This is a genomic window from Haemophilus parahaemolyticus (assembly GCF_018373095.1).
In the GTDB taxonomy this organism is placed as follows: Bacteria; Pseudomonadota; Gammaproteobacteria; order Enterobacterales; family Pasteurellaceae; genus Haemophilus_A; species Haemophilus_A parahaemolyticus_A.
In genome coordinates this window covers 1-11,797 of the sequence record NZ_JAHAHT010000051.1, presented here as the reverse complement: position 1 = coordinate 11,797, position 11,797 = coordinate 1, and the positions used below count along the sequence as shown (strand labels likewise).

Here is an 11,797-nt window from a genome sequence, read left to right as displayed (position 1 = left end):
CCAAATTATACGTTATAACAACATCATTTTACGCCCTCATTCGTGAGGGCTTTTTTGTTATCTGAAATTTCAGGCAGTGAAAAGTATTTCACCTTTACCCTGCCGCGTGCGCTCGTATCCTCGCCACGCCCGCACACTAAATGTGTGGATTTGTACGCAAATTGCGAACCGCATTCAAACCTTGCCAGATATACCGCCTTTTAGATCTTTGGTCGTAGATCTTATTACGCAAAATTACGCAGAAAAATGCAAAATGGAGTACAATAGAAAAACAAAAGGTATAAAACAAATTACTTATTCTTGAAAGTGTACTTGATTTAGCTTTTTCAAATAACTTTTTATAAATAAATCAATAAAATTCAATATGTTATGATTTTAAAACAATCTCGCTCAGGCACCATAATAATCTGATATAATTCGGAAAAATCCATAAAGGCTAGAATATATAAAGTTCTAGCTTTTTTATTGTCCTGTTGGAATACAATGAAAATCATTTATTTCACCGCCAGCAAATTGTTCGGGATGATTGATTCGTTCGCAGTGAAGTATGCTCACATCAAGAGCATCATAGTTTCGATAAGTATCGGATAAACCCAGCTATCTAGCTTACCTTACAATAACAGGCATTAATGTCTCTGTATTGGCACTCTCTGCACCACCCTAAGCACTTTTCCAACGAAGCCTTGACCTCGCATTTCTTTATGATGACGCCAAAATAGCCTTCCTTAAACTCAATTTAACCATCAAATACCTCATTGTCTTCAAGGACCATATGATAGCTAATGACTTCACGAATTTTTCAGTAAAACAAAATTGTTGAATTGGCTTGGATGCCGAGTAAATCAGCCGCTGCTCAGGCTGTAACTTCTAATATAAAAAATTCAAGGAGTTTATTTTGTATAGATTTCTTTAATTTACAATGAGTTATCTTCATTTTGATAGACTGACGCGCTTACTAATCTACGTCAGCCTCAAGTGACATTATTTCACCAATTTAAGATGAGAGGGCTTTTTCTTCACCACTTTTTTCGGTTTAATCTCTTCCAATTTTTCAGCAATACGAGCAAGATAACTTTCTTCGCTGTAATATTCTTCATCTTGGAACATTGTGCCGTTGCCTGTTTCTTGAGCATAAAGTGCTTCAGCTGCACCAAATGGAACGTACAAATCCCGAATCATGCCTTGAAATCTCGCACTAAATGAAATGCCTTCATCATCTACCGCATAATTACCAATGGAACGTGGCGAAATGTTTAAGATGATTTTTCCATCGCGGATAAACTCAATCGGTACATCCACATTAGGATAATCGCAATTAACCAACAAATAAGGGGTGCTATTGTTATCGCAAATCCAGCTGTAATAAGCGTAATAAATATAAGGACGTAATGGCTTCATTAATCTTTATCATCCATTAAATGTTTAGGGGCTGCACCGCCCACAGATTGCATAAAACTATCGCGTTTAAATACGCGGTTCATATAGTTTTTCACAGGTTTTGCCGCAGGACCAGTAAATTCTACGCCTAAGTTAATCATACGCCAGAGTAATGGGGCAATATAACAATCAGATAAACCAAACTCTTCGCTCATAAAATAAGGCATCGCATCAAAAACAGGGGCTAATGCTAAAATCTCTTCACGAAGTTGAGCTAATGCTTTTTTACCTTGGGCTGAAGCGGGATCTTTATTTACGATGTCAATTAAAGAGTACCAATCTTGTTCAATACGGAACATAGTTAAACGGCATTTCGCACGTAAAACGGGATAAACAGGTAAAAGTGGCGGATGAGGAAAACGCTCATCAAGATATTCCATAATGATGCGAGAATTGAATAATACTAAATCGCGATCAACCAATGTCGGCACGCTACCGTATGGGTTTACTTCCATTAAATCTTCTGAAATAGCATCTGGCGTGATATTTTCAATTTCATAAGGCACGGCTTTTTCTGCTAATACGATGCGAACTTGGTGGCTATAAATATCACTTTTTTCTGAAAATAAAGTGGTTACCGAACGTTTATTTGCACTACTCGTCATTTATCTTTCTCCAATAATTCAAGCTCATTAAATCTGCTAAAAATAGTAGCGTATTGTAGCATAATGGCTTGATAAAATCACAGGTTTTATTTTTTGTACTTTTTGGGGAAAGGACGATAAAATCTCACCGCTTGAAAAAGCAAAGCAACCGTTTGCTTTTTGTGGTATCCTACGCAAAATTTTAATTCAAATAGAGAAAAAATATGACTAATAAAGCTGAAATTGCCATTGTTATGGGCTCTAAAAGTGACTGGGCAACGATGAGCGAAGCAACCCAAATTTTAGACCAATTTTCATTACCTTATCACGTTGAAGTGGTTTCTGCTCATCGTACGCCAGATAAACTGTTCACTTTTGCGGAAAATGCAGAAAAAAATGGCTATAAAGTGATTATTGCAGGTGCAGGTGGTGCGGCTCATTTACCAGGAATGATTGCAGCGAAAACGATTGTACCTGTGCTTGGTGTGCCAGTAAAAAGCTCTACGCTAAGTGGGGTTGATAGCCTCTACTCTATCGTGCAAATGCCAAAAGGCATTCCCGTTGGTACGCTAGCAATTGGTCCTGCTGGTGCCGCTAATGCGGGTTTATTAGCCGTTCAAATTCTTGCTGCGTTTAATCCTGAACTTGCTCAAAAACTCCACGCTTTTCGCCAAGCTCAAACTGAGCTCGTGCTAAATAATCCTGATCCACGAGCGGAATAAATATGGCAAAACGATTGCTCATTTTACACACGGGCGGTACGATTTCAATGAAAGAAGGCGAAAATGGTAAAGTATCGCCTTCAGCTCGTAATCCATTGTTAGATGCGTTAGAACGCCTTAATCACCCTGCTGAATTACATCAAGAATCTGTTTTTAACGTGCCTTCTCCACACATCACGCTCGATCACTGGCTTGTACTAAAATATCGTATTGAAAAAGCAGCCAATGAAGAACATTTCGATGGCATCGTGATTACTCACGGTACAGACACGCTTGAAGAAACAGCTTATTTTCTTGATTTAGCCCTCAATATCAACGTGCCTATTGCTATTACTGGTGCAATGCGCTCAAGCAATGAACTCGGTTCAGACGGGTTAATTAACTTGCAAAGTGCTATTTTGGTGGCATTAAGCGAGGATTCGAAAGGCAAAGGCGTATTGGTAGTAATGAATGACGAAGTCCATCACGCAAAATTTGTGACCAAAACGCACACCACTAATGTGGCAACGTTCCAAACACCTACTTTTGGACCTTGCGGATTGATTACTAAAAACAACGTAATCTATTTCCAAAAATTAACCGCTTACGAAAGTTTCCCAGTGCAAAAAATTACTAAAAATAATATTCAATTAGTTAAAGCCTATGCGGGAATGGATAGCTTTTTACTTGAGCAGCTTGCCCATCACGGCTGCGATGGTGTGGTAATTGAAGCTTTAGGCGCGGGCAATCTTCCGCCAACTTCACTTAAAGGCGTGCACGCATTACTTGAGGCGAATATTCCTGTGGTGCTCGTATCACGTGCGTTCCACGGTGTAACACAAGATGTGTATGACTATCTTGGCGGAGGTAAAGAACTCAAGCAACAAGGTGTGATTTTTACCACAGGTTTAAGCGGACAAAAAGCACGCATTAAATTGTTGGTTTTACTCAACCAACAACGCGAAAAACCACTTTCTCACTATTTTTAACTCTGATTTAGGTTCACGATTATGAAAAAAACGATGCAAACTCAAAGTGCAATCTACCCTCCTATTTATGTGCTTGGCAACGGACAATTAGGCAGAATGCTACGTTATGCGGGAGCACCGCTAGATATTGATGTTATCCCTCTCGCCTTTGATGCACCTGTCTTTGAACTGGCAGAAAACGGCATTATTACCGCAGAAATCGAACGTTGGACAGATACACCGCTGACGCAACTGCTTAGCAATCACAAAAACTTCGTGAACCTCAATGTGTTTGGGCGATTAGCCGATCGTTTCACGCAAAAATCATTACTTGATCAGCTTCATCTTTCTACTTCGCCTTGGCAATTACTAGAAAGCCCTAATCAATGGGAGCAAGTTTTCCAAAATATTGGTGAAAAAGTCGTGGTTAAGCGACGTACTGGTGGTTATGACGGACGAGGGCAATGGATTGTCACCAAAGAAAATATCGAACAAATCACGCCAGATCTGTTTGGTGAAGTAATTGCGGAGAAATTTATTCCGTTCGATGGCGAGATTTCGATTGTTGGAGCAAGATTTATAGATGGTTCAACCCGTTTCTATCCTGTTACTCATAACCTACAACAAAATGGCATTTTGCGTTACAGCGTGTCAGATGTCACGCTACCTAAACAAGTCATTTTCCAACAACAAGCCGAACAAATGCTCGGCAACATTATGCAAGAGTTAGAATATATCGGCGTAATGGCAATGGAATGTTTTGTAGTAGGTGATAAATTGCTCATCAATGAACTGGCTCCACGCGTTCATAATAGTGGACATTGGACGCAACTCGGCTGTTCAATTTCTCAATTCGAATTACATTTAAGGGCATTATTAAATCTCCCAACGCCAGAACTCAAAACCACCGCTCCAAGTGTGATGGTAAATCTTATCGGTATTGAGCATAATAATGAATGGCTAAATCTACCATTCTCACAATTACATTGGTATGGCAAAGAAGTACGTGTAGGACGTAAAGTCGGACATATTAATCTCACCCATCCTGATAAAGCAGAGCTAACAAAATTACTTGAACAACTCCGCCCTGCTCTTACCGAAGATTTTAATTCTGGATTGGATTGGGTGATTAACTTAATGAATTAAGAGATTTTACTAAATAGCAAAACAGCCTCAATTGAGGCTGTTTTTTTATGCTTTGATTTATTGGTATTACCAACCTTTTACTACACCGTCTTTAAAGTGTTTTTGCGCTTCTTGATACACTTCTTCAGTTTGGTATGCTTTCACAAAGTTTTTCACATTGTCGCTGTCTTTGTTATCTTTACGAGCAACGATGATGTTTACGTATGGAGAATCTTTATCTTCCACAAACACGCCGTCATTTGCACTTAAACCTACTTGACCTGCGTAAGTGTTGTTCACTACAGCTAAATCTACATCATCCAACGCTTTCGCTGCCACTGAAGTATCTACTTCTTGGATTTTTAAGTTTTTCGGATTTTCAACAATATCAATGGTTGTTGAGAATAAGTTGGTGTTGTCTTTTAATTTGATTAAGCCTTGTTTTTCTAACAAGATTAACGCACGTGCAAGGTTACTTGGATCGTTTGGTACGGCAATCACTGCACCATCTTGTAATTCACTTACTGATTTAATTTTTTTAGAATAACCCGCTAATGGATACACGAAAGTGTTACCCACGATTTCAAGGTTATCTAAACCTTTAGATGCAGCATCTTTGTCTAAATAAGGCTTATGTTGGAATGCATTAGCATCTAAATCGCCTTTGCTTACTGCTGTGTTCGGTAATGCGTAGTCGTTAAATAAAACGAACTCAACATCTAAGCCATATTTTTCTTTGGCGATTTGAGCAGCTTTTTCTGCCACTGTGTGTTCAGGGCCAGACATTACGCCTACTTTGATTTTTTGAGTAGGTTGAGCTGCTGGAGCTTGAGCAGTTTCTGCTTTTTTTTCTTCGTTACAAGCGGTTAAAGCTAATGCTGAAACGAATGCAACACTTAATACTTTTTTAAAGTTCATAAAATACCTCATAGAGATGTTGTGTTAAATAACAAATTGATCTTAGCGATGGTCATATTTCTTCGCTAAATGATCACCTAGTTTTTGAGAAACCATTACAATCGCGACAATAATGACCGTTGCAATCCATTTCACATAAACCATATTACGGTGTTCGCCGTAGCTGATAGCCAAGTTACCTAAACCACCACCGCCAACAGCACCAGCCATTGCTGAATAACCAATTAACGCTACAAGCGTTAATGTGATGCCGTTGATTAAAATGGGTAAAGATTCTGGCAAATAGAAGCAGGTGACTACCTGCCAATTTGTCGCCCCCATTGATTTTGCCGCTTCAGTTAAACCCGCTGGAATTTCGAGTAACGCATTGGCAGTTAAACGTGCAAAAAATGGAATGGCAGATACACTTAATGGCACGATAGCGGCCGTTGTGCCTAATGTTGTTCCGACAATTAAACGGGTAAAAGGCAACAACACAATTAACAAAATAATAAATGGCACAGAACGACCAATATTGATAATAATATCTAAAATCTGGTGTGCACGTTGGTTCTCTAAAATCTCGCCTTTACCTGTTAAAAAAGCAAAAAAACCAATCGGCAAGCCAATCACAACAGAGAGCAATGTTGCAACAAATCCCATATAAATGGTTTCTACCGTTGATGAGGCCACGAGTTGCCACATCTGCGGAGTAAGTTCATTGAGAAAATCATTCCACATAACCTAGCACCTCAACTTTTACATTATTATCAATTAAATAAAATCTTGCTTCTGAAATCGCCTCTTCTTCGCCTGTAACTTCTGCAATCACAAAGCCAAATTTCACGCCGCCTGCATAATCAATTTGCGACATCAAAATGCTAAAATCAATGCCGAAACGTTTTGATGCGTGAGAAAGCAATGGTGCATCAACGGAACGCCCTGTAAATTCAAACTTAATAATCGGTTTGTTTTTCTCTGAGCTTGGCTGGGCAGAAAGCTGCTCCATATACTCTGGCGGAAGTTCAATATGGAAAGTAGATTGAATAAATTTCTGAGCCAATGCGGTTTTCGGATTAGAGAAAATCTCACTTACTGATCCCGTTTCAATCAGCTGCCCTTTATCAATTACCGCCACACGATCACAAATACGTTTGACCACTTCCATTTCGTGGGTAATCAACAAAATAGTTAAGCCTAAACGTTTGTTGATGTCTTTTAAAAGCTGCAGGATCGATTGCGTGGTTGCAGGATCTAATGCACTGGTTGCCTCATCGCAAAGCAACACTTTCGGATTAGAAGCTAACGCACGAGCAATGGCGACACGCTGTTTTTGACCGCCAGATAAATTGCTTGGGTAAACATCTTTACGCTCAGTTAAACCGACTAACTCAAGCAATTCATTCACTTTTTTCTCTACTTGATCTTTAGGCGTATTATTCAAACGCAATGGTAACGCTACATTTTCAAATACGGTTTGCGAAGAAAGCAAATTAAAATGCTGGAAAATCATTGCGATGTTACGACGAGCTAAAATCAGATCTTTATCCGACATTGCAGTTAAATCCTGCCCATCGACAATCACTTGCCCAATCGTTGGACGTTCTAATAAATTCACGCAACGAATCAACGTACTTTTTCCTGCACCAGAAGCCCCAATCACACCGTAAATCGTGCCTTGCGGAACTTCCAGGTTTACATTGTCAAGGGCGGTAATTTTTTTGCCCTTCACATCAAACTGCTTGCTGATATTTTTCAGCTCAATCATAAAGCTATCCACCACTTGTTAAAATATTTCGGTTATTTTAGACGTCTAGAATGCTATGTCAATTCACCTTGCTTATTTTTTTATTCAAAAATGGAATAAAAGCAAACTAAACGACTGATTTCAGCTCTAATTAAGCGATCAAATCAGGATCATTTCGCTGCATTTTGACATATATATAACTACAACTTGGCTTAATTTTAAGCTGGTTTTGTTTAGCGAACTCAATTATTGCAGAATAGAGCTCCCCCGCAATTCCCTTGCCCTGAAAGGCTTCATCCACTTTTGTAGTAAAAACATCGATCACATCATCTTTAATATAACGATAGCGTAATTTGCCTATTTTTACTTCGCCTTCAAAATAACTAAATTCGCCTTGTTCTGCGTTATGAATAATTTGCATAGCCTACTCCTAAAAATTTCATCTTGTAAAAAATTTGCAGAAATTCACCGCTTGCTAATGAAAAAAGCAAACGTTTGCTTTATAATCTTGCCCGATTTTTTTATTTTAATCTATATTAAAGGGAACTCAAAATGGCGATTCAACAAGCGTTATTAAGTGTGTCTGATAAAAAAGGCATCGTAGAATTTGCACAAGGGCTCGTAGCTCGTGGTGTGAAATTGCTTTCAACGGGCGGAACAGCAAAATTACTTGCTGATGCAGGCTTGCCTGTGACGGAAGTATCAGACTACACTGGTTTCCCAGAAATGATGGCCGGGCGCGTAAAAACCCTTCACCCAAAAGTACACGGTGGGATTTTAGGTCGTCGCGGTACAGATGATGAAGTGATGAACCAACACGGCATTGAACGCATTGATATGGTGGTAGTGAACCTTTACCCATTCGCGGCAACCGTGGCAAAACCTGATTGTACGTTGGAAGATGCGGTAGAAAATATCGACATTGGAGGCCCAACAATGGTGCGCTCTGCGGCGAAAAACCACAAAGATGTAGCGATTGTGGTGAATAATAGCGATTTTGATGCGATTTTGGCAGAAATGGATCAAAATGAAAATAGCCTTACCTTAGCTACTCGTTTTAACCTTGCCATCAAAGCCTTTGAACATACTGCACAATACGACAGTATGATTGCTAACTACTTCGGACAAAAAGTACCACCTTATCAAGGAGCGGAAGAGGAAGATTTAACCCAAGTTTGCGGTCAATTCCCACGTACGCTGAATCTCAATTTTGTGCGTAAACAAACGATGCGTTATGGCGAAAATGCTCATCAAAATGCCGCGTTCTATGTAGAAAATGAAGTGAAAGAGGCGTCGGTTTCTACTGCGAAACAATTACAAGGTAAAGCCCTTTCTTACAACAACATTGCCGACACAGATGCAGCCCTTGAATGCGTAAAAGAGTTTGAGCGACCCGCTTGTGTGATTGTGAAACACGCGAACCCGTGCGGAGTGGCATTAGGTGAAAACATTTTAGAAGCCTATAATCGTGCTTATCAAACCGACCCAACATCCGCATTCGGAGGCATTATTGCCTTCAATCGTGAGTTAGATGGCACTACAGCACAAACTATTGCAGATCGTCAATTCGTGGAAGTGATCATTGCACCAATCGTTTCAGCAGAAGCAAAAGAAGCTCTAGAGAAAAAGAAAAATGTACGTGTATTAGAATGTGGCGAATTTAGTCAACCGCAAAAACGTTTAGATTTCAAACGTGTAAATGGTGGTTTATTGGTGCAAGAAGCAGATCAAGGTTCTGTTTCTATTGAAGATTTAAAAGTGGTTTCCAAACGTCAGCCAACCCAAGCAGAACTTGAAGATCTACTCTTCTGCTGGAAAGTGGCGAAATATGTGAAATCGAATGCGATTGTATATGCGAAAAACGGACAAACCATCGGTATTGGTGCAGGTCAAATGAGCCGTGTTTACTCTGCGAAAATCGCAGGCATTAAAGCTGAAGATGAAGGTTTGCAAGTAGCAGGTTGTGTGATGGCTTCTGATGCGTTCTTCCCATTCCGAGATGGCATTGATGCTGCCGCAAAAGTGGGCATTACTTGCGTAATCCACCCTGGTGGTTCAATGCGCGATCAAGAAGTGATTGATGCCGCCGATGAACACGATATGGCGATGGTATTAACAGGAATGAGACATTTCCGTCACTAAAAATATAAATAACACAAAGTGAAATGCTGCAGTTTATTTTTCTTGCTTTATTCCTCTTTTACTTTTAGAATCTGCACTTCTTATCATAGCTGAGTTAGAGATCGGCTATTGATGTATGTTCAACCCTTAACAAAAAGGAAAATAAAAATGTCTCTAAGCGTAGAAGCAAAAGCAAAAATCGTTGCTGAATTTGGTCGTGATGCAAAAGATACTGGTTCTTCAGAAGTTCAAATTGCATTATTAACAGCTCAAATCAACCATTTACAAGCGCACTTTGCTACACATAAAAAAGATCACCATGGTCGTCGTGGTTTATTACGTATGGTTTCACGTCGTCGTAAATTATTAGACTACTTAAAACGTACTGATCTTGCTAAATATTCAGAAATCATTGCACGTTTAGGTTTACGTCGCTAATTTCCGAAATTTGGAATATAAAAACCGAGCAGTTTTGCTCGGTTTTTTTATAGATTTATTCCAGAAAAAGCTATGGCTTTTAGCTCTCTTTTTACCTTATTAGATGATATTGCTGCTGTAGTAGACGATGTTTCTATTATGATCAAAATGGCAGCAAAGAAAACCTCAGGTGTGATTGGCGATGATTTAACCTTAAATACAAACTAAATCAGCGGCAAAAATATCTCTCCTGAGCAAGAATTATTGATTATCAGCAGTGCTTACCTCTGTTTCGAAGGTTTGGAAAAAATCCATAAGATTTTTGGAGGGAGAGAGGTTACAAATATGTCTCTAAAATCTCTCTTAAAATCGCATATCCTTTCTCATTATAATGCAATCCATCCACAGTTAAACTGCGATCTAAAGTTCCTTCATTGTCCAAGAATTTTTCATAAGTAGAAATAAAGGTTAGAGGTGCTGGACAATGAGCTTTGAAATAAGCATTCATAACTTGAATTTCCGCATTGGTCACGGTTTCGATACGATTAACTGGTGTTGCTTCCAGCAGGAAATAACACGTATTAGGCTCTGCAAGCGGTTCTGTTTCTTGAATAATTTGAGAAATCCAATCCAATACTTGCTGTGGAGAATAATCGGGCTCTTTCACAATATCGTTTACGCCTAAAAAAATAAATACCGTTTTACCTAAATGTTGAATATGTTTTGGTTTTGCAATCACATCTAAATATTGCCTTGTGCTCGTGCCAGAAAGCCCTAAATTTGCTACGCTCTGCCCTCTTAGTATTAAAGATTTCTCAAAACCTTCCCACATATCAAACAGCGAATGTCCTATTAACGTGACATTGGCGCGTTTTTCGAATTCAATTTGTTTAGTTTGATAACGATTGAAAATATCTTGATCGGTCAGCATAGCTCTCTCCTTAAAAATATAGGATAAATGATTATAATACATCTGGCGTATTGCTCCAGTGTGAAATTTTCATTTTGTAAGCTAGGGCACATTTCTGCAAATTGCAAGCAAAATTTTACCGCTTATCCAAACAAAACCCAGCCAAAGCTGGGTTTAATATAGAATTATTGTAACGCCTTATCAATTTTCTCAAACAAATCACGAGCTAAATTATCAATCCCTTTCAGGCGTTCTAAACCACGACGCATCAAGGTTTGACGCTGTCCGTCATAGCGAGAAAGCTTAATTAATGGTTCAATTAAACGTGATGCAACTTGTGGATTGCTATCATTAAGTTTAATCAACATATCCACCAAGAAGCGATAACCTGAGCCATCAATGTTGTGGAAAGCTTTAGGATTCTGGCTAGCAAATGCTCCTACTACTGCCCTCACACGGTTTGGATTGTTAAAATTGAAACTTCTATGATTTAACAAGCCTTGAACGACATTCAATACATCTTCATCAGGACGAGTTGCTTGCAGAGAAAACCATTTATCCATCACTAAACCATCTTGATACCATTGTGCTTCAAAGTCAGCTAGCAATTCATCGCGACACTCTAATTCTGCTTTGGTTGCAGCGGAAAGTGCCGCAAGCATATCAGTCATATTATTTGCTTGATCGTAGTGAGTTTTAACCAATTTCTCACCTAAATCGGTAAAGGCAAGGTAAGACAAGCAGACATTACGCAATGCACGTTTTGCGATATCTTCGCCAGTTATGCGATATTCCCTACATTTATTTGCTTTATAAAGGGCAAATAGAGGCTCCTCAAAATAAGCTGCAATTGACTCAATGAGGAACTCACGTACTTTCGCAATACCCAC

The 11,797-nt window shown here is 39.2% G+C and carries 13 protein-coding genes and 2 pseudogenes; 6 read left to right on the top strand and 9 right to left on the bottom strand.

What is annotated here, in order from left to right:
- Positions 1-507 precede the first annotated feature (507 nt).
- The 3 genes and pseudogenes from KH943_RS10220 to KH943_RS06260 form a co-directional block, all read right to left on the bottom strand.
- Positions 508-934: pseudogene (locus KH943_RS10220) on the bottom strand (IS1595 family transposase); the annotation flags it as partial.
- A gap of 47 nt (positions 935-981) precedes the next feature.
- Positions 982-1,398: a ClpXP protease specificity-enhancing factor gene (locus KH943_RS06265; RefSeq protein WP_304109049.1), complete on the bottom strand. Its 417-nt coding sequence runs from the start codon at positions 1,396-1,398 to the stop codon at positions 982-984.
- Complete coding sequence (locus KH943_RS06260) at positions 1,398-2,042, bottom strand: glutathione S-transferase N-terminal domain-containing protein (RefSeq protein ID WP_304109046.1); 645 nt, start codon at positions 2,040-2,042, stop codon at positions 1,398-1,400. Before KH943_RS06260 ends, KH943_RS06265 begins: the two co-directional genes overlap by 1 nt.
- Before the next feature lie 203 nt (positions 2,043-2,245).
- Here KH943_RS06260 and purE point away from each other — a divergent pair, with 203 nt between their 5' ends.
- The 3 genes from purE to purK are packed head-to-tail and all read left to right on the top strand — an operon-like array spanning position 2,246 to position 4,836.
- Positions 2,246-2,743 carry a 5-(carboxyamino)imidazole ribonucleotide mutase gene (gene purE, locus KH943_RS06255; protein ID WP_304109043.1) on the top strand — a complete coding sequence of 166 codons (498 nt, stop codon included), beginning with the start codon at positions 2,246-2,248 and terminating at the stop codon, positions 2,741-2,743.
- Positions 2,744-2,745: 2 nt separating this feature from the next.
- The gene (locus KH943_RS06250) at positions 2,746-3,711 is read left to right on the top strand and encodes an asparaginase (RefSeq protein WP_304109040.1); all 966 of its coding nucleotides are present in this window, start codon (positions 2,746-2,748) and stop codon (positions 3,709-3,711) included.
- A gap of 21 nt (positions 3,712-3,732) precedes the next feature.
- Complete coding sequence (gene purK, locus KH943_RS06245; protein ID WP_304109037.1) at positions 3,733-4,836, top strand: 5-(carboxyamino)imidazole ribonucleotide synthase; 1,104 nt, start codon at positions 3,733-3,735, stop codon at positions 4,834-4,836.
- A gap of 66 nt (positions 4,837-4,902) precedes the next feature.
- Here purK and KH943_RS06240 read toward each other — a convergent pair whose 3' ends face one another.
- The 4 genes from KH943_RS06240 to KH943_RS06225 all read right to left on the bottom strand — a co-directional run bounded on the left by KH943_RS06240 (position 4,903) and on the right by KH943_RS06225 (position 7,880).
- On the bottom strand, positions 4,903-5,733 hold the full coding sequence (locus KH943_RS06240; protein ID WP_304109035.1) for a MetQ/NlpA family lipoprotein: 831 nt from the start codon (positions 5,731-5,733) through the stop codon (positions 4,903-4,905).
- A gap of 42 nt (positions 5,734-5,775) precedes the next feature.
- Positions 5,776-6,453 carry a methionine ABC transporter permease gene (locus tag KH943_RS06235; protein WP_304109031.1) on the bottom strand — a complete coding sequence of 226 codons (678 nt, stop codon included), beginning with the start codon at positions 6,451-6,453 and terminating at the stop codon, positions 5,776-5,778.
- A complete protein-coding gene (gene metN, locus KH943_RS06230) occupies positions 6,443-7,480 on the bottom strand; it encodes a methionine ABC transporter ATP-binding protein MetN (RefSeq protein ID WP_304109028.1) in 1,038 nt (345 codons plus the stop codon). The genes KH943_RS06235 and metN overlap by 11 nt, the downstream gene beginning before the upstream one ends.
- Positions 7,481-7,610: 130 nt before the next feature.
- Entirely contained in the window at positions 7,611-7,880 is a 270-nt protein-coding gene (locus tag KH943_RS06225; RefSeq protein WP_304109025.1) for a GNAT family N-acetyltransferase, read from the bottom strand.
- 131 nt (positions 7,881-8,011) lie between these two features.
- On the opposite strand from KH943_RS06225, the gene purH reads away from it, so the two are divergent.
- The 3 genes and pseudogenes from purH to KH943_RS06210 all read left to right on the top strand — a co-directional run.
- Positions 8,012-9,601 carry a bifunctional phosphoribosylaminoimidazolecarboxamide formyltransferase/IMP cyclohydrolase gene (gene purH / locus KH943_RS06220; RefSeq protein ID WP_304109022.1) on the top strand — a complete coding sequence of 530 codons (1,590 nt, stop codon included), beginning with the start codon at positions 8,012-8,014 and terminating at the stop codon, positions 9,599-9,601.
- 147 nt (positions 9,602-9,748) lie between these two features.
- Entirely contained in the window at positions 9,749-10,018 is a 270-nt protein-coding gene (rpsO, locus tag KH943_RS06215) for a 30S ribosomal protein S15 (RefSeq protein WP_304109018.1), read from the top strand.
- Positions 10,019-10,090: 72 nt separating this feature from the next.
- Positions 10,091-10,315 (top strand): annotated as a pseudogene (locus KH943_RS06210) (DUF808 family protein); the annotation flags it as partial.
- A 19-nt stretch (positions 10,316-10,334) separates the two neighbouring features.
- On the opposite strand, the gene KH943_RS06205 reads toward KH943_RS06210, so the two are convergent.
- Together KH943_RS06205 and KH943_RS06200 are read right to left on the bottom strand one after the other, a co-directional pair.
- The gene (locus KH943_RS06205) at positions 10,335-10,928 is read right to left on the bottom strand and encodes a GDSL-type esterase/lipase family protein (protein ID WP_304109014.1); all 594 of its coding nucleotides are present in this window, start codon (positions 10,926-10,928) and stop codon (positions 10,335-10,337) included.
- Positions 10,929-11,092: 164 nt separating this feature from the next.
- A partial coding sequence (locus KH943_RS06200; protein ID WP_304109011.1) for an aminopeptidase N C-terminal domain-containing protein occupies positions 11,093-11,797 on the bottom strand: 705 nt, incomplete at its 5' end.

Bases quoted from the DNA above. Each gene is read 5' to 3' on its own strand.
- KH943_RS06265 (WP_304109049.1), bottom strand. From the start codon at position 1,398: ATGAAGCCATTACGTCCTTATATTTATTACGCTTATTACAGCTGGATT.
- KH943_RS06260 (WP_304109046.1), bottom strand. From the start codon at position 2,042: ATGACGAGTAGTGCAAATAAACGTTCGGTAACCACTTTATTTTCAGAA.
- purE (WP_304109043.1), top strand. From the start codon at position 2,246: ATGACTAATAAAGCTGAAATTGCCATTGTTATGGGCTCTAAAAGTGAC.
- KH943_RS06250 (WP_304109040.1), top strand. From the start codon at position 2,746: ATGGCAAAACGATTGCTCATTTTACACACGGGCGGTACGATTTCAATG.
- purK (WP_304109037.1), top strand. From the start codon at position 3,733: ATGAAAAAAACGATGCAAACTCAAAGTGCAATCTACCCTCCTATTTAT.
- KH943_RS06240 (WP_304109035.1), bottom strand. From the start codon at position 5,733: ATGAACTTTAAAAAAGTATTAAGTGTTGCATTCGTTTCAGCATTAGCT.
- KH943_RS06235 (WP_304109031.1), bottom strand. From the start codon at position 6,453: ATGTGGAATGATTTTCTCAATGAACTTACTCCGCAGATGTGGCAACTC.
- metN (WP_304109028.1), bottom strand. From the start codon at position 7,480: ATGATTGAGCTGAAAAATATCAGCAAGCAGTTTGATGTGAAGGGCAAA.
- KH943_RS06225 (WP_304109025.1), bottom strand. From the start codon at position 7,880: ATGCAAATTATTCATAACGCAGAACAAGGCGAATTTAGTTATTTTGAA.
- purH (WP_304109022.1), top strand. From the start codon at position 8,012: ATGGCGATTCAACAAGCGTTATTAAGTGTGTCTGATAAAAAAGGCATC.
- rpsO (WP_304109018.1), top strand. From the start codon at position 9,749: ATGTCTCTAAGCGTAGAAGCAAAAGCAAAAATCGTTGCTGAATTTGGT.
- KH943_RS06205 (WP_304109014.1), bottom strand. From the start codon at position 10,928: ATGCTGACCGATCAAGATATTTTCAATCGTTATCAAACTAAACAAATT.